Here is a 21,035-nt window from a genome sequence, read left to right as displayed (position 1 = left end):
CATGCAGGGACTCAACCTCGCCCAACCCGGCCTGAAGTACGACACCCAGTGGTTTCGTAAGGCCGTCTTCTACGAGGTGCTGGTCCGGGCCTTCTCCGACTCCAAAGGCTCCGGTGCCGGCGATTTCACCGGCCTCATCGGCCGACTCGACTACCTGCAGTGGCTCGGCGTCGACTGCCTGTGGCTGCCGCCCTTCTACGCCTCGCCGCTACGAGACGGCGGCTACGACATTGCCGACTACAAGGCGGTGCTCCCCGAGTTCGGCACCCTGCCGGAGTTCACCGAGCTCGTGTCGCAGGCCCATGCTCGCGGAATCCGGATCATCACGGACCTCGTCATGAACCACACGAGCGACCAGCATCCGTGGTTCCAGGCGAGCCGGGCGGAGCCCGACGGTCCCCACGGTGACTTCTACGTCTGGTCCGACACGGACGAGGGCTATCCCGACGCGCGCATCATCTTCGTCGACACCGAGGTCTCGAACTGGACGTTCGACCCGGTGCGCCGACAGTTCTTCTGGCACCGCTTCTTCTCGCACCAGCCGGACCTCAACTACGAGAACCCGGTCGTCCAGGAGGCCATGTTCGACATCGTCAGGTTCTGGATGGACCTCGGGATCGACGGCTTCCGACTCGATGCGGTGCCGTACCTCTTCGAGGAGGAGGGCACCAACTGCGAGAACCTGCCCCGGACGCACGAGTTCCTCGTCCGGCTCCGAGCCATGGTCGACGAGGAGTACCCGGGCCGGATCCTGCTCGCCGAGGCGAACCAGCCTCCGGCCGAGGTCGTCGACTACTACGGGACGGAGGAGGATCCCGAGTGCCACATGTGCTTCCACTTCCCCGTCATGCCGCGTCTCTACTACGCGCTGCGTGAGGAGAAGGCCGCGCCGATCGTCTCCGTGCTGGCGGAGACGCCATCCATTCCGACCGGAACCCAGTGGGGGACGTTCCTGCGCAACCACGACGAGCTGACCCTGGAGATGGTGTCGCCCGAGGAGCGCGCCGCCATGTACGGCTGGTACGCGCCGGACCCTCGCATGCGGGCCAATGTCGGCATCCGCCGCCGACTGGCGCCCCTGCTCGACAACTCACGTCCGGAGATCGAGCTCATCCACGCACTCATCCTCTCGCTCCCCGGATCGCCCTGCCTCTACTACGGCGACGAGATCGGGATGGGCGACAACATCTGGCTCACCGACCGCGATGCCGTGCGCACGCCGATGCAGTGGACGCCCGACCGCAACTCGGGCTTCTCGACGGTCGACCCGGGCAAGCTCTACCTGCCGGTCATCTCGAGCCTCGTTTACCACTACAACAACGTCAACGTCGAGGCGCAGATGGCCACGTCGGCGTCCCTGCTGCACTGGATCCGCGGCATGATCCAGGTGCGAAGCCGGCATCCGGTCTTCGGGCTCGGCGACTTCGAGGTGGTCAGCGCTGACAACGAGGCCATCCTGGCGTTCACCCGATCAATGGACGCTGAAGGGAACGACCCGGCAGAAGCGGTGCTCTGCGTCAGCAACCTGTCGAGCCGGCCGCAGGCGGCCACGATCACGTTGCCGGAGCAGTTCGCGGGCCGTCAGCTCGTCGACCTCTTCGGCGGTAGCGGTTTCCCCTGGGTCGCCGCAGACGGCCGGGTGACCATCACGCTCGGCACCCGTGACTTCTTCTGGCTCCAGCTCCGCAGTGGGGACGGATCCTGATGGCGATCGTGCACAAGGGCGCTTCCCTCGTTCCCTCCAAGCTCGAGCTGCTCGCGCGATGGATGCCCGAGCAACGATGGTACGCCGGCAAGGGGCGGGTCCCGAGGCTCGAGCGGGTTGGGGGCTTCCGCTTCGAGGACCCGGAGGGGCAGGTCGGGGTCGAGGTGGTCCTCGTCGCCGACCTGGCCGCGTCGCCAGTCATCGTCTATCAGGTGCCCCTCACCTACCGAGGCGCCCCGTTGGAGGGTGCCGAGCATGCCCTCGTCGGCACCATGGACCACAGCGTCCTCGGTGCCCGCTGGGTGTACGACGGTCCGCACGACCCGGTCTACGTCGCCGGACTCGTCGATACCATCCTCACGGGCGGGCGCAGCGATGACGCCCAGGCCTCCCGCGGGAGCAACGCCCTGGCGATCGGACGGCCCACCGGTCTCACGACCGGAGCCGTCTCGTCCTCGATGGTGCTCACCGGCGAGCAGTCGAACACCTCGATCATCTGTCGGATGGCAGCGCCCGACGGGGGGCCAGCGGAGCCGCTCATCGTCAAGGTGTTCCGCATCGTCCAGGATGGCGAGAATCCCGACGTCGTGATCCAGTCCGCCCTGACGGAGGCGGGCTCGACGCGGGTGCCGGCCGCCTTCGGCCACCTCTCCGGCGCCTGGGACGACTCCTCGGGCTCCGGGGTCGAGCAGCACGGCCAGCTGGCCTTCGCCCAGGAGTTCATCCCCGGCGTCGAAGACGCGTGGCGGATCGCCCTCGTCGCCGCAGCATCCGGCACCGACTTCACCGCCCGGGCTCGCGAGCTCGGCGCCGTGACGGCAGAGATCCACCAGTCACTGGCGGCCATCCTCGGGACAGAGGAGGCGTCGCCAGAAGCCCATGCGTCCCTGCTGAGTTCGATGCGACGCCGGTATGCCGCTGCCGTTGCCGCCGTGCCCGACCTTGCCTCCCGCGAGTCCGACGTCGCGGCCCTCCTCGGTCGGGTCGGCTCCGTGGCCTGGCCACCACTCCAGCGGATCCACGGGGACTACCACCTCGGTCAGGTGCTCGACGTGCCCGAACGCGGGTGGGTTGCGCTCGACTTCGAGGGGGAGCCGTTACGGCCGCTTGCGGAGCGGGTCCGACCCGACCTCGTGCACCGCGACATCGCCGGGATGCTGCGCTCCTTCGACTACGTGGCCGGCTCCGTGCGTCTGAGCGGCCAGGCCGCCGGCGACGACGGACCCGGTACGTGGGCGGCCGACTGTCGGCTCGCCTTCCTCGATGGGTATGGGTCCGTTGCCGGTGAGCTCGACGCCGACGACCACACGCTGGTTCGGGTCCTCGAGCTCGACAAGGCCCTCTACGAGGTTGACTACGAGGCCCGGAACCGCCCGACCTGGCTGCCGATCCCCGTCGATGCGGTTGGCCGGATCCTCTCCGAGAAAGGCCCGTCTGGATGAGCCCGGAACGCAGGACACCGCCGCAACCAGGCAGCACGCCCTCGCCCACATCATCGGGGCCATCAGGGCCATCGGAGACGTCCGGCGCGTCGGACCCCCATCTTGACGATCGTGCCGTCGATGCCTTCCTCCAGGGACGAAACGGGCAGCCGCACGACCTGCTGGGGCACCACCTCGGCCCCGGTGGGCTCACCATCAGCTGCTATCGCCCCCTCGCGACGTCGGTCCGCGCGCGCCTGGACTCGGGCGATGAGGTGCAGCTGCAGCACATCCGGGACGGCATCTGGTCGATGACGTCGCCGGACTTCGGCAGCACCCACGACTACCGCCTGCTCGTGACCTACGGCGACGGGGTCGAGCACGAGCAGGATGACCCGTACCGGTTCGCGCCCACGGTCGGCGACATCGACCGGCACCTCATCAACGAAGGACGCCACGAGCAGCTGTGGACCGTGCTCGGTGCCCATCTGCGCAACTACCCGGGACCGATGGGCGACGTCTGGGGAGTTGCGTTCGCCGTCTGGGCTCCCCGGGCCACGGCGGTCCACGTCATCGGCGACTTCAACGGTTGGGACCGCCTGTCGCACCCGATGCGGGCGCTCGGCGAGTCGGGCATCTGGGAGCTCTTCCTGCCGGGCGCTCGGGAGGGCATGAACTACCAGTTCGCGATCCGGGGTGCCGACGACATCGTCCGCTTCAAGAGCGACCCCATGGCCCGGATGACCGAGGTGGCTCCGAAGCAGGCCGCCATCGTGACGGAGACGCACCACGTCTGGCAGGACGAGGCGTGGATGGAGCGGCGCAAAGGCGCGGACGCCCATGTGGGGCCGATGAGCATCTACGAGGTGCACGTGGGGTCCTGGCGCCAGGGCCTCGGCTATCGGGGGCTGGCCGAGCACCTGGTCAACTACGTCCGGGACGCCGGCTTCACCCACGTGGAGTTCCTGCCGGTCATGGAGCACCCCTACGTCCCGTCCTGGGGGTACCACGTCACCGGCTACTACGCGCCGAGCTCCCGCTGGGGCACCCCGGACGACTTCCGCCACCTCGTGGACGAGCTGCACCAGGCGGGCATCGGGGTGATCCTCGACTGGGTGCCCGGGCACTTCGCCACCGATGACTGGGCGCTGGCCCGGTTCGACGGTCAGCCCCTCTACGAGCACCCGGACAAGCGCCTCGGATGGCACCCGGAGTGGGGCTCCAACGTCTTCGACTACGGTCGGCCAGAGGTGCGCAACTTCCTCGTCGCCAACGCCATCTACTGGCTCGAGGAGTTCCACGTCGACGGCCTCCGAGTCGATGGTGTGGCCTCGATGCTCTACCTCGACTACGCACGCCAGGCGGGCGAGTGGGTGCCCAACCGACATGGCGGCCGCGAGAACCTCGAAGCGGTGGCGCTGCTCCAGGAGACCAACGCGACGGCCTACAAGAGGGTCGGTGGCATCGTCACGATCGCCGAGGAGTCGACCGCATGGCCCGGCGTCACGAAGCCGACCGACCAGGGCGGCCTCGGCTTCGGCTTCAAGTGGAACATGGGCTGGATGAACGACTCGCTGAGCTACCTCGGCGAGGACCCCCTGTTCCGCAGTCACCACCACGGCAAGCTGACCTTCTCGCTCATGTACGCCTTCAGCGAGAACTACGTCCTGCCGATCAGCCACGACGAGGTCGTCCACGGGAAGGGCTCGCTGCTTCGCAAGTCACAGGGGTCCCGGGAGGAGCAGGTGGCGACCCTGCGCGCCTTCCTGGCCTACATCTGGAGCCACCCGGGCAAGCAGCTGATCTTCATGGGCTGTGAGTTCGGCCAGGAGTCCGAGTGGTCCGAGGGCCGCAGCCTCGACTGGTGGCTGCTCGATCTGCCGCTCCACTACCGGGTCCACAATCTCGTCAAGGAGCTCAACGGCATCTACCGGGCCAATCCCGCGCTGTGGGAGCTGGACTCCCACCCGTCCGGCTTCCAGTGGCTCGACGCCGACGACGCCGCACACAGCACCTTCGCCTGGCTGCGCTTCGGCACGGGCGACCGAGCGGTTGACGCCCCTGTCGTCGCGTGCGTCGTCAACTTCAGCGGCGAGACCCTGGAGGGCTACCGCGTCGGTCTGCCCCGGCCCGGGTCGTGGCGTGTGGTGCTGGACACCGCCGGCTACCACCCGGGTGCCCCCAGCAGCACCGGCGTCGTCGTCGAGGCGCGCCCGGAGGCGTGGCAGCAGCAGGCACACGCCGCCACCATCACCGTCCCGCGGCTGTCGGCGGTGTGGCTGGTCCCGGAGCCTGCCGAGCAGCAGTCCGCCCCGACCGCCCACCGTCGGGCGAAGCCAACGTCGAAGGAAGGCTCCTGATGACCCACCCACGCGCCGGACAACCCGCTCAGGACCGCGACCTCATCGATGTCGACGAGCTCGTCGCCGCCTACTACGACCGACACCCGGACGCCGACAACCCCGACGAGCAGGTCGTCTTCGGCACGTCGGGGCACCGCGGCTCCAGCCTCAACGCGGCGTTCAACGAGGACCACATCCTCGCGACGACGCAGGCCATTTGTGAGTACCGGGCCTCGCAGGGGTTCGATGGCCCACTCTTCATCGGCCGCGACACCCACGGCTTGTCCGAGCCCGCCTGGAAGACGGCCCTGGAGGTCCTTGTCGCGAACGGCGTCGAGGTGCTCGTCGACGACCGCGACAGCTGCACTCCCACCCCTGCGGTGTCGCACGCCATTCTTCGCGCGAACCGTGGGAAGACGTCCGGCGCGGGTGGGCTGGCCGACGGCATCGTCGTCACGCCGTCCCACAACCCGCCCTCGGACGGCGGCTTCAAGTACAACCCGCCGCATGGCGGCCCCGCAGACACAGACGCCACCTCGGTCATCGCGGCACGGGCGAACGAGCTGATCCGCGCGGGGTTGAAGGACGTGAAGCGGGTCCCGTACGAGCAAGCGCGAGCGAGCTCAGCGGCATACGACTTCCTCGGTAGCTACGTCGACGACCTGCCTGCCGTGGTCGACCTGGCACGGATCAAGGAGGCCGGCATCCGGATCGGCGCAGACCCTCTGGGTGGGGCGTCGGTGAACTACTGGGGCGCGATTGCCGAACGACACGGGATCGACCTCACCGTGGTCAACCCGGAGATCGACCCCCAGTGGTCGTTCATGACCCTGGACTGGGACGGCAAGATCCGGATGGACTGCTCCTCGCCGGCGGCGATGGCCTCGCTCATCGCGAGCAGGGAGCGGTTCGACATCTCGACGGGCAACGACGCGGACAGCGACCGGCACGGCATCGTCACGCCCGACGCCGGACTGATGAACCCCAACCACTACCTCGCGGTTGCGATCCAGTACCTCTTCGGCGGCGCCCGGCCCGGTTGGGGCCCGGACACCGCCATCGGCAAGACCCTCGTGTCCTCCTCGATGATCGATCGCGTTGCCGCGGATCTCGGCCGTCGGTTGCTCGAGGTGCCCGTCGGGTTCAAGTGGTTCGTGCCCGGTCTGCTCGACGGGTCGGTCGGGTTCGGTGGCGAGGAGTCGGCGGGAGCGAGCTTCCTGCGCTTCGATGGCACCGTCTGGTCGACCGACAAGGACGGGATCATTCTGGCCCTGCTCGCGTCCGAGATCCTCGCGGCGACGGGGAGGACCCCCAGCGAGCTCTATGCGGATCTCGCCGACCGGCATGGGTCGCCCGCCTACGCCCGCATCGACGCCCCCGCCGACCGTGAGCAGAAGGCGAAGCTGTCGGCACTGTCGGCGGCTGATGTCACGGCGGAATCGCTCGCCGGAGAGCCGATCACGGCAAAACTGACCGAGGCGCCCGGAAACGGCGCCAAGATCGGCGGGCTCAAGGTCGTCACCGAGAGCGCGTGGTTTGCCGCCCGGCCCTCTGGCACGGAGGACGTCTACAAGATCTACGCCGAGTCGTTCCGCGGTCGTGAGCACCTGGCCCAGGTACAGGCGGAGGCCAAGGAGGTCGTGGACGCGGCGCTGCGCGGATGACCGACGAACCCATCACGCGCGGCCGGCTCTTCCTCGTCACGGCAGCGAACGAGGACACGGCAGCAGCCGTCGCGCTGGAGCTCGGCGACCGGCTGCCGAGGTGTCTGGTCGTGGCGGGATCGCAGGTGGACGCCATGGTCGTGAGCGGCCGCGCCCCTGCTGACCACGCCGGCCTGGAGGGCGTCCGGCACCGTCTCCTTCGGTGGTCGGCATGCCTGGCTGCGGCGGAGACCTACCAGCTCGAGGGGTTCGACGCCGTGGTGCACGACGTCGTCATCGGCGGACACCTCGAGGACTTCCTCGACCTCGCGGCGCCCGAAACCGTTCACGTCGTCGTCCTCGACGACCCACGCGTGTCGGCGACGCCCCGGTGGGGCCTGTGGCTCGATGCCAGCGCCGCCCCGCCCGGCGACCTAGTGGGCGCGATCCTTGCACATCTCGAGGAGGCGAAGGTCCGAACCGTCGAGCCGGGCGAGGACGCTGCGTCGGCCGACTGACGCCGGGAGGAGCGCTTCAGAACAGGGCGCTCATGAGCGCCTTGCGCGCCTTGACGACCCGCTCATCGGCGGGCCCGACGACGTCGAACAGCTCGACGAGGTGTTCACGAGCCTTGTTGCGGTCGGCGTCGCTCGTCACCCGCACGGTGTCGACGAGCCGCAGGAAGGCATCATCGACGTGGCCCCCGAGCAGGTCGAGGTCGGCGACGAGGATCTGGGCGTCCACGTCGGTGGGAGCGTCGGCAGCCGCCGCCCGAGCTGCTGCGAGATCCACTCCCGCAGTGCGCTGGAGCAGCCCGACCTGGGCCAGGCCGAGCTTGGCGTCCTCATCCGCAGGGTTCTGCGCGAGTGCCTCTCGGTAGGCGTCGGCCGCCCCGTCCAGCTCGCCCGCCTCGATGGCGTCGAACGCCTTCTGGTGCAGTGGTGGCAGGGGAACGGCCGCGTCGGCCTGCTCGCCGCTGCTTTCAGCGCCGGAACCATCAGCGTCCTCGGGGCCTGCCGCCACCGTGCCCGTGATGCCGTTCTGGGTCGCGAGGGCGAGCACCTGGTCGATCACGGCGGCGAACTGCGCCTCCGGCTGGGCGCCCTCGAACAGGGGCACCGGCTGACCCTGGATCAGCGCGAAGCTCACCGGCACCGCTTGCACCTGGAAGGCCTGCAGCGTGGCCGGGTTGCTGTCGACGTCGACCGTGACGAGCTGGAAACGGCCGCCGTAGCGCTGTGCCACCTGCTTGGCGGTGGCCACGAAGGTCGCGGTCTCGGCGAGCCGGGACGACCACAGGACGAGCACGACGGGATGACGCGCACTCGCGGCGATGATGTCGCGAAGCGCCGCGTCAGAACCCTCGACGATGACGCCGGCAGTACCACCGGAAGTGGTGGGGGCGGCCCCCCCGCCTGATGCGGGGCCAGCCGGCTGGGCCGGACGCTTGAGCGAGGAGAGGTCGACGGCACCGCGCAAGGCGGCTGCCGTGAAGGGCTGCTGACTCATGGATCAATCCTGCCTCACCGACCCGTGCCGCCGACGAGCTGGTCCCACCCTGCGACGACTCGGGCGGCACCGGTCGTCGGGATGACGAAGGCGACGATCTGGTTGGAGTTCAGACTCGCCTCGCTCGTGATCTGCTTGATGCCCGTCAGGAGCGTGAGGTCCTTCGACGGCGTCAGCTTGGTGGGCTGCCGCATGGCGATGTTGTCCGTCCGGACGAGATGGGCGAAGACGAGGGCGCCCGATCCGTCCTTGAGGCGCAGCCCACCGATGACCTCCTTGGGCTGGTGCGACTGCGTGAAGGTCCCGGTCGCCGAGATGGCCTTGGCCTGCGCGGCAGCAGACTGACGCAGCTGCGCCGAGAACGGGTCCTCGACCAGCGCGGTGGTCTCCTTCGGGTCGGGATACCGCAGCGAGTCCGCGAGCGCCTGCGTGGCCTCATCCGGTGTCATCGCCAGGCCCTCGCCGGAACCGATGGGCTCCGACCCGATCGAGGTCGTGTCCAGGGCGTCGACCCGGGCCTCCGTCAGCATCGGGGTGAGGGCCGCGACCTTGAACTCCTGACCCGCGCCGTCACTGAGGAGGAGTGCCAGTACGGCTGCCTTCGACTTCTCGAGGGTCGTCTGGACGAGGAGCTGCTTCGGCTCGTCGCCCACCCGGGAGACGCCGATGACCTTCGCGCCCGACGTGGCCAGCTCGGCGTCGGCCTTCTGCTGGGGCGTCTTGCCGGGCAGGGTCTTGGCCCAGGCATTCGCTGACTCGAGCGCAGGGCCCGTGAAGGCGGCCTCCCGAGCTGCCTCACCCGTCGGCGATGTGTCGGACAGCGCTGCGACCGCCGCCTTGAGCGTGGTGTCCGCCGTCGACGCGGCTGCCGTCGCGGCAACTGCCGGTGTCGGTGTGGACTCCGCTCTCTCGTCGGCGTTGCCGGTGCAGGCGCTCAGCAACGCGAGGGTCGCGAGCGCCGCAACGAGTGCACGGCGGCGGATGGGCGGGCGGAGCATAGAGAGGGCCTTTCGGTGACGCGTCCGATCGCACGGCGCGCACGATCGAGCGGCCGGACCGTGGCCCGACCGCGATCCACCATACGCACCCCCCGCCCCGACTGACCAAATCCATGTGGTAGCGCTTGTCAGCTCAAACCGGTCGATGCTGCACAAACCGGCACGGCTCTCAGCGCCACGTCAGCCAAACCCCGCGCGGATCGACTCTCGACCCCGTCCCGAGCGGGCTCAGTCGCCCGACTGACGCTCGAGGGCCGCCTCGAGCCGCTCCAGCTTGCCGTCGAGCTCGCCGCTGAAGCCGGGCCGGATGTCGGCCTTGAGCACGAGCCCGACTCGAGGTGACGCCTCGGCGATGACGTCGCAGCACCGCTTCACGACAGCCATGCACTCGTCCCACTCCCCCTCGACCGTCGTGAACATCGCATCCGTCCGGTGTGGCAGCCCCGACTCGCGGACGACGGCGATGGCGCGGGCGACGGCCGCGCTCACCGACCCGGTGTCATCGGCGGCGACGGTCGGGGCAACGGAGAAGGCGATCAACATGCCCACACCGTATGCCGCTGAGCCGGCTCCCACACGCCAGCGGGGTACCGATCCTCCCGGAGGGACTACGTCACGGCGAGTCAGATGTCGACCTGGGTCAACAGCGTGTCCGCCGCCGTGTACGGGTCCGTGTCCCCCTCGACGACCCGGGCGGCGAGGGTGCTCAGGCCATGATGTCCCCGCACCCTTCCGAAGCGCGCCCTCAGCGACGCCACGGCGATCGACTCGATCTCGTCCGCTGCCCGGCGCTCACGACGGCGGCGCAGGTCGCCGTTGCCCTCCATGTGGGCCCAGTGCTTGTCGAGCGCCTCCATCACCTCGTCGACACCGACCTTCTGCGCGGCGATGGTCTTGACCACGGGAGGCCGCCAGAGACCCGGCTCCGTGCGGTCGCCGAGCGAGATCATGTGCCGCAGGTCACGGACGGTCGCATCGGCACCGTCCCGGTCCGCCTTGTTGACCACGAAGACGTCCCCGATCTCGAGGATCCCGGCCTTGGCCGCCTGGACGCCGTCTCCCATGCCCGGTGCGAGCAGCACGATCGACGTGTCGGCGAGCCCGGCGATCTCGACCTCGGACTGCCCGACCCCGACCGTCTCGACGAGGATCACCTGGCAGCCCGCGGCGTCGAGGACCCGGATGGCCTGGGGCGTAGTCCACGAGAGTCCGCCGAGATGGCCGCGTGACGCCATCGACCGGATGTAGACCTCCGGGTCCAGCGCGTGGTCCTGCATCCGGATCCGGTCGCCGAGCAGGGCACCGCCCGAGAACGGCGACGACGGGTCCACGGCGAGGACGCCGACGCGCAGCCCCCGCTCGCGGAAGGCCCCGACGAGCATCGTCGTCGACGTCGACTTCCCAACGCCGGGTGAGCCGGTGAGGCCGATGACCCATGCTCCCCCGGTGTGCGGCGCGAGGGCGGCCATGATCTCGCGCAGCGCGGGATGGCCGTCCTCGACGAGGGAGATGAGGCGCGCGACGGCGCGCGGCGAGCCCGCCCTGGCCGAATCGACCAAGGCGGGCACGTCCACAGTTCTGCGTGAAGTCACCTCTGCTGCAAGCAGATTTGTCGCGCCGCGATCAGGCCGACTTCGGCACGCGGACGATGAGCGCGTCACCCTGGCCACCGCCGCCGCAGAGCGCTGCCGCACCGACGCCGCCGCCGCGCCGCTGCAGCTCGAGGGCCAGGTGCAGGGCGATACGGGCGCCGGACATGCCGATCGGGTGGCCGAGCGCGATGGCGCCCCCGTTGACGTTGACCTTCTCGACGTCGATGCCAAGCTCCTTGGCCGAGGCGAGCCCGACGGCGGCGAACGCCTCGTTGATCTCGATGAGGTCGAGGTCGGCCGGGGCGATGCCCTCCTTCTCGCACGCCTTCGCGATGGCACGCGCAGGCTGCTGCTGGAGGGTCGAGTCCGGGCCGGCCACGACGCCGTGCGCGCCGATCTCGGCGACCCAGGTCAGGCCGAGCTCCTCCGCCTTGGCCTTGCTCATGACGACGACCGCGGCCGCGCCGTCGGAGATCTGTGAGGCGGATCCGGCGGTGATGGTCCCGTCCTTGCTGAAGGCGGGGCGCAGGCCCGCGAGCGATGCGGCCGTCGTGTCGGCCCGGATCCCCTCGTCCGACTTGAACTCGATCGGCTCGCCCTTGCGCTGCGGAATCGACACGGCGACGACCTCGTCGTCGAAGATCCCGTCCTTCCAGCCCTTCGCCGCGAGCTGGTGCGACCGCGCCGAGAACTCGTCCTGCTCCTCCCGGGTGAAGGCCTGCCCGCCGGTGTTGGCCTGCTCGGTCAGCGCTCCCATGGCCTGGTCGGTGAAGGCGTCCCACAGCCCGTCGTAGGCCATGTGGTCACGCATCGTCACGTCGCCGTACTTGTAGCCCTCGCGCGACTTCGTCAGCAGGTGCGGCGCGTTGGTCATCGACTCCTGGCCACCCGCCACGACGATCTCGAACTCGCCCGCCCGGATGAGCTGGTCGGCCATGGCGATGGCGTTGATGCCCGAGAGGCAGACCTTGTTGATGGTGATGGCCGGCACGGTCATCGGGATGCCCGCTTTGGCCGCGGCCTGGCGGGCCGGGATCTGGCCGGCGCCGGCCTGGAGGACCTGGCCCATGATGACGTACTCGACCTGCTCGGGCTGCACTCCCGCCTTCTCGAGCGCGCCCTTGATGGCGATGCCACCGAGGTCGGCGCCGGAGAAGTCCTTGAGCGATCCCAGCAGCCGGCCCATCGGGGTGCGGGCTCCAGCGACGATCACGGACACGGGACGGTCAGTCATGGCGATGCCTCTCCAACGTCTTTGGGGATGTCCCATCCACTCTAGACGCGACCTTTGGGAAGCCCACTCCCGCATGACCTAGCGCACACACGAGCCGAGCCGAGAACCCGCGAGCCGACGGACGACCACCAAACGGCCGCAGCGCAGAGCCTGAGCACGAGTTGCGATCCGGACCCGCCGTCGTGGTAGTCGGTCGGCCCGCCTCACGTGCGCCGACCGACGTCGCGGGCGTACGCGTCGAGCACCGCGAGCACGTCGGGAGCGCGCCAGAGCGTGCGGCGGGCCTTGTGGTGGTTCGTGGCGACGAGCACGCCGGCGTCGGTCAGGACACGGAGGTGGCGATGGACGTTCGTCTCGGTGATGCCCAGCTCCCGGGCCACGGCGGCGGCGTCGACGACGGGGTGCGCGATGAGCAGGTCAGTGAGCCGCCACACAGCCGAGTCGCGCCGGGCACGCACCCGCTCGTGCCACTCGGTCCGGACCGAGGCGATGCGCTCGCGCATGACCCGGCCGTGCTGGACCGCCCGGAGCCCCGCGAGCGCGAAGGCCGTGACGATCGGCTCGGCGTCACCGGAGCGATAGGCGTCCAGGGCTGCCACGTAGCCGTCGCGGTCGTGGAGCAACCCTCCGGAGACGGGGATCGTGACGTGCCGGGTGACGCCCTTTGCCCGGAGGAGCGCGTGGACGAGAGCTCGCCCGGTGCGGCCGTTGCCGTCAGCGAACGGGTGGATCGTCTCGAACTGGGCGTGCGCCACCGCCGCCTGCGCGAGGACGGGCACGTCGTCCCGCGCGCAGAAGGACACGAGGTCGTCGATGCTCGTACCGATTCGGGAGTGGTGTGGCGCGACGAAGTCGGCCGTCAGTGGGGTGCTGCCGCCCGGCCCGATCCACACCGGCTCAGTCCGCCACCCGACGAGGTGGGGGGACGTCTCACGCAGCAGCGCGTCCTGCATGCGCAGGATGGCGTCGGCATCGAGCCGGTCGGCGAGCTCGATGGCCGCCACCATGGCTGCTGCATTGGCGACGACGACGGCAGCGTTGCCGCGTCCCGCGTGGGTCACCTCGGCCTCCGCGACGGCCCGAGCGGATGCCGTCAGGTTCTCGATCTGCGAGGACGACGCCGACTCACTGCGAAGCAGGATGGCATCCAGGCTGGCGAGCTCGCCGGTCGTCTCGGCGTCGAAGGCGCGCATCTCGGCGACAGCCTCCTCGCCCTGGGCAGCGACCCGCGAGCTCACCGTGAGGTCGCGGCTCGCGATCGTCGCTGGAACCGCGGCGAGGTACGTGCGGCCCACCGCGGAGCGCTCGGCCCTGGTCACCCCGACACGGTCGAGCGGCGGGTCCCACACCCGCTCCTGCCAAGTCACCGCCGGCCAGCTCATGCTCCTCCTCAGCCGATAAGGTCGCAGGCAGAGATTATCACTTGTTGCTTTAAGTGATAAAGCGCGTGGCGAACGGCACGTCGGTCGCGGTGGCAACAGAGCGGCATACGGCCATAACTTGGGCGCATGACCGCACCCGCAGGCCCACTCTTCACGCACATCGACCACGTCGGCATCGCCGTCCCCGACCTCGACGCGGCCATCGCGTTCTACGAGGAGAAGTACGGCATGACGATGCTGCACGAAGAGACCAACGAGGAGCAGGGCGTCCGCGAGGCGATGATTGGCGTCGGCGACTCGGGGTCGTGCATCCAGCTGCTCGCGCCGCTCTCCCCCGACTCGACGATCGCGAAGTTCCTCGACCGGAGCGGTCCGGGCATCCAGCAGCTGGCCTACCGGGTCAACGACATCGACGCGGTGTGCGAGACGCTGCACGAGCGTGGACTGCGGCTGCTCTATGACACTCCCAAGCGCGGCACGAGCAACAGCCGGGTCAACTTCATCCACCCGAAGGACGCGGGTGGGGTGCTCGTCGAGCTCGTGGAACCCGCCGCCGACGCCGACCACTGAGCGATCGCGCACGCCCGCCCGTCCCGCTCAGTCGCCGTCGAGCTCGGCCTCGGTGAGGACGAACAGGGCCGCGGTCCAGGCGAGCGGCGCCGGACCCGCCGGCCTGGCGTCAGGCAGCACCTTCTCGGGCAGGCTGCCCCAGTCCGTTGCCTGCCGAGCCAGCCAGTCGTGCCACGCGGACGCGGTGGTCCGGTCTCCTGACGCAGCCGCGGTGTAGGCGACGAGGGCGGTCTGCGGCGTCCAGGAGACCCCGTCCGCCCTCCAGCCGACGCCTGGCGCAAGGCCTCCGGCAGGGCGGATGGCCTGCCGCGCGTAGCGGTGCACGGCGCCGATGACCGCTGGGTCGGCCGAGCGGGCGAAGGGCGGTAGCAGCATCGCCGCGCCGGCGTCCGGGCCCCCACGGTCGCCGTGCCGCTCGTAGTCAGGACCGAACTGCTCGCGGATGACCGACCGCAGAGCGGCCGCGGCGCGCTCCAATCGTGCTGATCGAGCCGAATCCCCTTCTGCCGCATGGCCCCTGGCAGATGCTTCCAAGCCCGCGGCCAGCGGCGCGACGGTGCCCAGCGTGACCCGACGCTCGGGCACCTCCCAGTAGTCGGGTGACGGCGGGGGCAGCTCGCGTCCGTGGTCGGTGAGCCTGAGGAGGTGCTCCGTGGCGCGGTCGCGCAGACGCCGTAGGTCGCCGGGCACCGGCTGGCCGGAGGACCGGCTCACGGCATCGATGGCCCAGAGGAGCCACCCGACACCGTCGGTCTGCCGCTGGCGATCGTCCGGCGCCCCCGATCCGTCAAGGCTGTAGCGGGCCTGGAAGCCGCCGTCCTCGAGCTGCCCGTCGACGAAGAACCGCAGGGTCCGCCAGGCGTCCTCCGGGTGACCGCTCACGGCATAGGCCACCGCGACGAAGGAGTTGTCCCGCGGCCACGCATACGCCCATGGTCCGTCCGGGCCAGCGGCGACAGCGCCATTGGTCTGCGTGAGGGCGCGCAGGTCGAGCAGGGCCTGGGCGACGACCTCGCGGTGGCCGGCGCCGCCCGGAACCGTGCCGCCGCTCAACCAGGCGGCGTCCTCTTCGGTGGCCCTGGAGCTGCGCCAGTCGGCACCATTTCCGAGCGTGGGCAGCGGCTGCGCGCGACCCGCGCCCAGCTGGAGCGCCGCGCCGGCGAGCAGGGTGGCAACGGACGCGACCAGCAGCCTCCTGCGCATGCGCACCCCCTTCGTCCCGGCACCGTCGGAGGCGGCGCGTCCAGGCCGAGGATACGGACGATTCGGGCGATTGACGGCGGGTAATACTCGGTATACGGTTCGGACCGTCGCAGTGGATACTCGGTATGGGGGTCGGGGATGTCGGTCAAGCAGGGGCTCATGGCCCTCCTGGCGCAGGAGCCGATGTACGGGGCGCGGCTGCGCGCCGAGTTCGAGGCCCGGACGGGCGGCACGTGGCCGCTCAACGTCGGGCAGGTCTACACGACGCTCTCCCGGCTCGAGCGGGATGGCCTCGTCGTCGCTTCAGGGGGCGACGACGAGGGCCGCATCGAGTACTCGCTGACCGACTCGGGCCGGGCCGAGACCTCCAGATGGTGGCTGACTCCTGTGACGCGAGAGTCGTCCCCCCGGGACGAGCTCGTCATCAAGCTCGCACTCGCCGTGACGCTGCCGGGCGTCGACGTCGCTGCCGTCGTGCAGGCCCAGCGCACGGCGACCCTCAAGCACCTGCGCGACCTGACGCGGCTCAAAGCCCGCGCCGACGAGCCGTCTGACGGGCGCGACCTCGCATGGTCGCTTGTCCTGGAGAATCACCTCTTCACCGCTGAGGCCGAGGCTCGCTGGCTCGATCACATCGAGTCGGCGCTTTCGCGCCATCGAGGCCGTATGCCGCTGAGCTCGCCCCCGCCGTCAGGTGACGTCCCTGACGTGGTTGAGTCCGCCGCGGCTGGTCGGGAGAGGAGCCGGTGATGGGCACACCGATGTTGGTCATAGAGGACGTGACCCGGGTCCACGGCTCGGGCGCGACCGAGGTCCGGGCTCTCGACGGGGTGAGCCTTACGGTGTCGACGGGTGAGCTCGTCGCGGTCATGGGCCCGTCGGGCTCCGGCAAGTCGACCTTGCTCAACCTGGCTGGCGGGCTGGACCGGGCGACGTCGGGATTGGTGCACGTGGCCGGGACCGAGCTCGGGTCGCTCGGCGCGCACGACCTGGCCAAGCTCCGCCGGCGCAAGGTGGGTTTCGTCTTCCAGGACCTCAACCTCATCCCCTCGCTCACCGCGGCGGAGAACATCAGCTTGCCGCTCGAGCTCGACGGCGACTCGGTGCGGCGGTCTCGGCGCAACGCGTTGGACGCTCTGGACCAGCTCGGGCTGCGCGAGCTCGCCGACCGCTACCCCGACCAGATGTCGGGCGGCCAGCAGCAGCGCGTCGCGATCGCACGGGCGCTGGTTGGCTCGCGGCGGCTCGTGCTCGCCGACGAACCGACCGGGGCGCTTGATTCCACGACCGGCGAGGGTGTGCTGCGGGTCCTGCGGTCGCGCGTCGACGCTGGTGCCGCAGGGCTGCTCGTCACGCATGAGGCCCGGCATGCGGCGTGGGCGGACCGGGTCGTCTTCCTCCGTGACGGACGCATCGTCGACACGACCGGGTCACCCGACGAGCCCGAGCTCCTGCTCGGCAGCGCCACCTGAGGCCGGGCCATGGTCATGACCGGTGCGCCAAGCAACGCTGCCACTTCGGCCCGCGACGAGTCGGCGCATCCCAAGGGCGGGCGTTGGTCGCAGTGGCGGTCCTCGTGGCGCGTCGCCATCCGCATGGCACGACGCGACGTGCGAAGGCACAAGGGGCGCAGCGCGCTCATCGCCCTGATGGTGGGAATCCCCGTCATCGCCCTGGTCGGTGGCTGCGTGCTCTACGCGACGACGGAAGTCGATGCCAAGGAGCGGCTGCCACTGGCGCTGGGATCCGCGCAGGCATCCCTCTTCTACTTCCCCGACGCCTCCGTTGCCGTGCAGGACGCGGACCTACAGGGCTTCGGCAACGACAGCACGCCCGCAACCCCAGTTCCCGGCTTTGGGACAGGGTCGGAGGTGGCCGCGCTGTCTGCACTGACCGGTGGCCGCGTGACCGCCGTGACGAACGCCAGTGCCATCGTCTCGCTGGAGACCAAGGCAGACCGCGTCGACTACCTCGGCATCGAGGCCGCGAACTGGAGTGCCGGTGGTGACCGCGTCCGGCTGCTGTCCGGACGCTGGCCCGCCTCCGCCGACGAGATGCTGGTCACCCAGACCGGCATCGACAAGGGGCTTCCGTCGTCCGGCACCCTGCGCGTTCGGATCGAGGGCGGGCAGGACGCGGGCCGCGACGTGACCATCGTGGGGACGGGGTCGGGCTTCGTCCAGACCTACGGCGGCGTCTCGACGGCCGAGCTCATCGGACTCCCCGTCGAGGTCTCGACCTACTCGTCGTACGGCCCGGAGTACCTCCTCGACCGAGTCGAGCCTGTCGCGGCTGCCGAGGTCAAGCGGCTCAACCAGCACGGCATCTTCGTCCTGAGCCGCGCCGTGGTCATGGACCCGAGCAGCTTCGGCGGCTTCTCCCACAGTTTGGGGCCTGAGGAGTCAGGTTTCACGCAGCGCAGGGACGTCCAGTTTGCGGGAGTCGCTGCGTTGGCTGGGGTCGGGCTCCTCCTGCTGACGAGCCTGCTCGCCGGACCGGCCTTCGCGGTCAGCGCCGCCCGGCAGCGACGGACCCTGGCCCTAGCGGCCAGCAATGGCGCCGACCGGAAGCAGCTGCGCCGGACCGTGCTCGGCCAAGCCCTCGTGCTCGGGGTGGGAGCGACGTTGGTGGCGCTGGCCGTCGGGCTCGGCGGCGGCTGGGCCGTCGTGACGTGGTTGCGAAGGACCCGGCCCGGCGAGTTCTTCGGGCCCTTCGACATCCCCTGGCTCGCGGTTCTCGTCATCGTGCTCGCCGCCGTGGTCAGCAGCATCGTCTCGGCGTTGCTGCCGGCGAGAGGGCTGGCCCGGCTCGACATCGTGGCCGTGCTGCGAGGGCAGAACGTGTCACCACGGTTGCGCAGACGCATTCCCGTCGTGGGGCTCCTCATCGCTGCCCCCGGCGCCGCGGCAACCCTGTGGGCCGCGACAGCGGACAGCCCCAACACTATGGCGGCGGGATCGGTGGCCCTCGTGCTCGGGACCCTGCTCATCGTGCCCCTCCTGCTCGTCTGGCTCGCGCGACTCACCGGGCAGGCACCCGTGGCACTGCGGATGGCCACGCGCGACGCGGCTCGACAGCGCGGCCGTGCCACGCCCACCGTCGCAGCGATCCTGGCAGGGGCCGCGGCGCTCTCGACGATCCTGGTGGTTCTCGCGAGCGACACCGCCCTGAACGCCCGGTTCTATGTCCCGCGGATCTCGGCCGGGACGGGGTTGGTCAGCACCCAGCATTCCCCGGATCACGTGCTGCAGGTGGTCCGTGGAGCGGCACCCGCCGTCACGGCGACGGCGACCTGGCGCGCCTCGACTTTCGACCCCACGGCTCAGAATCGCAAGGGCGAGGTCCACATTGACGCGGTGCGAACGGGGTGCGACCCGGGCGACGGCATCATGGGTCAGGGGATCTCAATCGACCTGGACGGCAAGCCGGTCCAGCCGACGACGACATGCGCGACGCTCACCACCATGCCGTACGGCGCTTATGCCGCCATCGCCACGGCAGACACCGAGCTTCTCGCGAACCGGCTGGGTCTCAGTGCCGAGCAATCCCGTCTGCTCGAGTCTGGAGGGATGGTCGTCGCCGACGGCAAGGGTGTTCCCGAGCAGCTCTTCCAGATCGACGATCAGGGCGGCTATTCCTCGAATGCGCCACAGGCCCAGGTCGACATCGTCGACGGCAGGGTTGACTTCGTCCGCTACGTAGTCACCTTGGGCGACCGGGGGGCCGACATCAGCAGCCTGTCGACGTTCGCCTCAGTGCCAGCCGTCTACGCTCCACGCGCATCATTCAGCACCGCCTTTCCCAGCAAGGAGGCCGGGGCTGTCATGACGACAGAAACCGCACGCCGTCTGGGCTTCCAGCTCGAGTTCGCTGGGATCGCCCTCGACGCGCCGGGCGGCGTCACAGCCTCCGACGAGAACGCCATCCGCGCGACCCTGGCCACCGCCGCGCCGGACAGCGACGTCTACGTCGAGCGTGGCTTCCAACCCGCCACCGCGCTCATCTTCACGATCGCGGTGGGCATCGTCGGCTTCATCATCCTCGTCGCGACGCTCATCGCCACGGCCCTCTCACAGGCGGAGGGACAGGCGATGTCCGGCACGCTCGCGGCGGTCGGCGCCACCCGCCTGACTCGGCGGGCCGTGGCATCCGCGCAGGCAGGGCTCTTCGCCCTGCTCGGCATGGTGCTCGGTAGCCTCGTCGGGCTGGTCCCTGGGATCGCGGTGGCCTGGTCGAGCACGATGTCGAGCTGGCAGGCCCGGGAGAACCGCATCACCGAACCGATGATCGTCGTGCCCTGGCTGCAGCTCGTCGGCCCGGTCATCGTCGTCCCGCTCATCGCTGCGGCGATCGCCTGGCTCTCGATTCGCCGCCACCCCACGGTCACCCGCCGCCTCACCTGACCTCCCCCTCCGTCGAGTGTGCACTTGACGCCCGGCGCGAACTGCACACTCGACCGGGCGGCGGTACAAGTGACGGGACGGGTCTCATACCTCCGTGCTGGGGACGCCCCGCAGGGGGTGGGTGGTCCCGTCACTCCGCCCATGCCGTCTGCCGCTGGGCTCCCCCCTCCGTCGAGTGTGCACTTCACGCCCGGCGCGAACTGCACACTCGAGCAGCACCGAGCACGGGCCGGCGCGAACTGCACACTCGAGGGAGGGGGCGGGAGGGCTAGGAGCGAGCGGGCGTGTGGGAGCGAGCTCAGCGGCATACGGCCACGTGTCCATGGGGCCCGCCACCACCTTTGGAGCCGTGCCTGTGTGAGCCCGCCAACTCGTGACTCAGGTCACCTGTGGTGGCAGTCTCAGGAGGGTGCACGGGCGTGAACGGATGGCTACGTTCGGGTAGCAATCCATGACGCCAGCGACCAAAGGACCTCAGATGCAGGCCATCCGCGACGCCATCCTCTCCGGAGACCGGAGCCAAGAGACCTTCTCGAACCTTGCGATCCCGGAGACGTACCGGGGCGCCACCGTCCACAAGGACGAGGTGGGCATGTTCGAGGGGCTTGCGACCCGGGACAAGGATCCGCGCAAGTCGCTCCACATCGACGACGTCCCCGTGCCCGAGCTCGCGCCGGGCGAGGCCCTCGTGGCCGTCATGGCGAGCGCCATCAACTACAACACGGTGTGGACCTCGATCTTCGAGCCGGTGGCGACCTTCGGGTTCCTCGAGCGCTACGGGCGCACCTCCGAGTTCGCCAAGCGCCACGACCTGCCGTACCACGTCGTCGGCTCGGACCTCGCCGGCGTCATCCTCCGCGTCGGGCCGGGCGTGACGAAGTGGAAGCCGGGGACGGAGGTCGTCGCGCACTGCCTCTCCGTCGAGCTCGAGGACGCCGAGGGCCACGACGACACGATGATGGACCCGCAGCAGCGGATCTGGGGGTTCGAGACGAACTACGGCGGGCTCGCCGAGCTGGCGCTCGTCAAGGCC

The 21,035-nt window shown here is 70.0% G+C and carries 17 protein-coding genes; 10 read left to right on the top strand and 7 right to left on the bottom strand.

Features of this window, described 5'->3' with window-relative positions; translation table 11 throughout:
• Window position 1: 1 nt before the first annotated feature.
• From treS to ABF401_RS16235, 5 genes are read left to right on the top strand one after another with little or no spacing between them, the layout of a single operon-like run.
• A complete protein-coding gene (gene treS, locus ABF401_RS16255) occupies window positions 2–1,705 on the top strand; it encodes a maltose alpha-D-glucosyltransferase (RefSeq protein ID WP_353510617.1) in 1,704 nt (567 codons plus the stop codon).
• The gene (locus ABF401_RS16250) at window positions 1,705–3,147 is read left to right on the top strand and encodes a maltokinase N-terminal cap-like domain-containing protein (protein ID WP_353510616.1); all 1,443 of its coding nucleotides are present in this window, start codon (window positions 1,705–1,707) and stop codon (window positions 3,145–3,147) included. Before treS ends, ABF401_RS16250 begins: the two co-directional genes overlap by 1 nt.
• Complete coding sequence (gene glgB, locus ABF401_RS16245) at window positions 3,144–5,486, top strand: 1,4-alpha-glucan branching protein GlgB (protein WP_353510615.1); 2,343 nt, start codon at window positions 3,144–3,146, stop codon at window positions 5,484–5,486. The genes ABF401_RS16250 and glgB overlap by 4 nt, the downstream gene beginning before the upstream one ends.
• Window positions 5,486–7,132 (top strand): phosphoglucomutase (alpha-D-glucose-1,6-bisphosphate-dependent), encoded by a 1,647-nt coding sequence (gene pgm, locus ABF401_RS16240; protein WP_353510614.1) that lies wholly within the window; start codon window positions 5,486–5,488, stop codon window positions 7,130–7,132. Before glgB ends, pgm begins: the two co-directional genes overlap by 1 nt.
• Window positions 7,129–7,629, top strand: a complete 501-nt coding sequence (locus tag ABF401_RS16235; protein WP_353510613.1) for a hypothetical protein — start codon at window positions 7,129–7,131, stop codon at window positions 7,627–7,629. Before pgm ends, ABF401_RS16235 begins: the two co-directional genes overlap by 4 nt.
• A gap of 16 nt (window positions 7,630–7,645) precedes the next feature.
• Here the strand turns inward: ABF401_RS16235 and ABF401_RS16230 are convergent, their stop codons facing one another.
• The 6 genes from ABF401_RS16230 to ABF401_RS16205 all read right to left on the bottom strand — a co-directional run bounded on the left by ABF401_RS16230 (window position 7,646) and on the right by ABF401_RS16205 (window position 13,826).
• The gene (locus ABF401_RS16230; RefSeq protein WP_353510612.1) at window positions 7,646–8,620 is read right to left on the bottom strand and encodes a tetratricopeptide repeat protein; all 975 of its coding nucleotides are present in this window, start codon (window positions 8,618–8,620) and stop codon (window positions 7,646–7,648) included.
• Window positions 8,621–8,634: 14 nt separating this feature from the next.
• Window positions 8,635–9,618, bottom strand: a complete 984-nt coding sequence (locus ABF401_RS16225; RefSeq protein WP_353510611.1) for a hypothetical protein — start codon at window positions 9,616–9,618, stop codon at window positions 8,635–8,637.
• Window positions 9,619–9,846: 228 nt separating this feature from the next.
• A complete protein-coding gene (locus ABF401_RS16220) occupies window positions 9,847–10,161 on the bottom strand; it encodes a thiamine-binding protein (protein ID WP_353510610.1) in 315 nt (104 codons plus the stop codon).
• Between the two features lie 80 nt (window positions 10,162–10,241).
• A complete protein-coding gene (gene meaB / locus ABF401_RS16215) occupies window positions 10,242–11,186 on the bottom strand; it encodes a methylmalonyl Co-A mutase-associated GTPase MeaB (protein WP_353510609.1) in 945 nt (314 codons plus the stop codon).
• Window positions 11,187–11,241: 55 nt separating this feature from the next.
• On the bottom strand, window positions 11,242–12,444 hold the full coding sequence (locus tag ABF401_RS16210) for an acetyl-CoA C-acetyltransferase (RefSeq protein WP_353510608.1): 1,203 nt from the start codon (window positions 12,442–12,444) through the stop codon (window positions 11,242–11,244).
• Window positions 12,445–12,647: 203 nt separating this feature from the next.
• On the bottom strand, window positions 12,648–13,826 hold the full coding sequence (locus ABF401_RS16205) for a Fic family protein (RefSeq protein ID WP_353510607.1): 1,179 nt from the start codon (window positions 13,824–13,826) through the stop codon (window positions 12,648–12,650).
• 126 nt (window positions 13,827–13,952) lie between these two features.
• On the opposite strand from ABF401_RS16205, the gene mce reads away from it, so the two are divergent.
• Window positions 13,953–14,396 carry a methylmalonyl-CoA epimerase gene (gene mce / locus ABF401_RS16200; protein ID WP_353510606.1) on the top strand — a complete coding sequence of 148 codons (444 nt, stop codon included), beginning with the start codon at window positions 13,953–13,955 and terminating at the stop codon, window positions 14,394–14,396.
• Between the two features lie 27 nt (window positions 14,397–14,423).
• Here mce and ABF401_RS16195 read toward each other — a convergent pair whose 3' ends face one another.
• Complete coding sequence (locus tag ABF401_RS16195; protein ID WP_353510605.1) at window positions 14,424–15,599, bottom strand: glycoside hydrolase family 15 protein; 1,176 nt, start codon at window positions 15,597–15,599, stop codon at window positions 14,424–14,426.
• 138 nt (window positions 15,600–15,737) lie between these two features.
• On the opposite strand from ABF401_RS16195, the gene ABF401_RS16190 reads away from it, so the two are divergent.
• From ABF401_RS16190 to ABF401_RS16175, 4 genes are all read left to right on the top strand, one after another.
• Window positions 15,738–16,349 (top strand): PadR family transcriptional regulator, encoded by a 612-nt coding sequence (locus ABF401_RS16190; RefSeq protein ID WP_353510604.1) that lies wholly within the window; start codon window positions 15,738–15,740, stop codon window positions 16,347–16,349.
• Window positions 16,349–17,071, top strand: coding sequence for an ABC transporter ATP-binding protein (locus tag ABF401_RS16185; protein ID WP_353510603.1), 723 nt, complete (start codon window positions 16,349–16,351; stop codon window positions 17,069–17,071). The genes ABF401_RS16190 and ABF401_RS16185 overlap by 1 nt, the downstream gene beginning before the upstream one ends.
• A 138-nt stretch (window positions 17,072–17,209) precedes the next feature.
• Entirely contained in the window at window positions 17,210–20,002 is a 2,793-nt protein-coding gene (locus tag ABF401_RS16180) for an FtsX-like permease family protein (protein ID WP_353510602.1), read from the top strand.
• 478 nt (window positions 20,003–20,480) lie between these two features.
• The coding region (locus ABF401_RS16175; RefSeq protein WP_353510601.1) for an alcohol dehydrogenase catalytic domain-containing protein at window positions 20,481–21,035 on the top strand (555 nt) is incomplete at its 3' end.

It is taken from the genome of Intrasporangium sp. (assembly GCF_040414665.1).
Classification (GTDB): Bacteria; Actinomycetota; Actinomycetes; order Actinomycetales; family Dermatophilaceae; genus Intrasporangium.
The sequence above is the reverse complement of the archived record's forward strand: the minus strand, read 5'-3'. Positions and strand labels throughout refer to the sequence as shown.

Excerpts from the sequence above, each read along its gene's own strand:
- treS (WP_353510617.1), top strand. The coding sequence starts at position 2 with ATGCAGGGACTCAACCTCGCCCAACCCGGCCTGAAGTACGACACCCAG.
- ABF401_RS16250 (WP_353510616.1), top strand. The coding sequence starts at position 1,705 with ATGGCGATCGTGCACAAGGGCGCTTCCCTCGTTCCCTCCAAGCTCGAG.
- glgB (WP_353510615.1), top strand. The coding sequence starts at position 3,144 with ATGAGCCCGGAACGCAGGACACCGCCGCAACCAGGCAGCACGCCCTCG.
- pgm (WP_353510614.1), top strand. The coding sequence starts at position 5,486 with ATGACCCACCCACGCGCCGGACAACCCGCTCAGGACCGCGACCTCATC.
- ABF401_RS16235 (WP_353510613.1), top strand. The coding sequence starts at position 7,129 with ATGACCGACGAACCCATCACGCGCGGCCGGCTCTTCCTCGTCACGGCA.
- ABF401_RS16230 (WP_353510612.1), bottom strand. The coding sequence starts at position 8,620 with ATGAGTCAGCAGCCCTTCACGGCAGCCGCCTTGCGCGGTGCCGTCGAC.
- ABF401_RS16225 (WP_353510611.1), bottom strand. The coding sequence starts at position 9,618 with ATGCTCCGCCCGCCCATCCGCCGCCGTGCACTCGTTGCGGCGCTCGCG.
- ABF401_RS16220 (WP_353510610.1), bottom strand. The coding sequence starts at position 10,161 with ATGTTGATCGCCTTCTCCGTTGCCCCGACCGTCGCCGCCGATGACACC.
- ABF401_RS16210 (WP_353510608.1), bottom strand. The coding sequence starts at position 12,444 with ATGACTGACCGTCCCGTGTCCGTGATCGTCGCTGGAGCCCGCACCCCG.
- ABF401_RS16205 (WP_353510607.1), bottom strand. The coding sequence starts at position 13,826 with ATGAGCTGGCCGGCGGTGACTTGGCAGGAGCGGGTGTGGGACCCGCCG.
- mce (WP_353510606.1), top strand. The coding sequence starts at position 13,953 with ATGACCGCACCCGCAGGCCCACTCTTCACGCACATCGACCACGTCGGC.
- ABF401_RS16195 (WP_353510605.1), bottom strand. The coding sequence starts at position 15,599 with ATGCGCAGGAGGCTGCTGGTCGCGTCCGTTGCCACCCTGCTCGCCGGC.
- ABF401_RS16190 (WP_353510604.1), top strand. The coding sequence starts at position 15,738 with ATGTCGGTCAAGCAGGGGCTCATGGCCCTCCTGGCGCAGGAGCCGATG.
- ABF401_RS16185 (WP_353510603.1), top strand. The coding sequence starts at position 16,349 with ATGGGCACACCGATGTTGGTCATAGAGGACGTGACCCGGGTCCACGGC.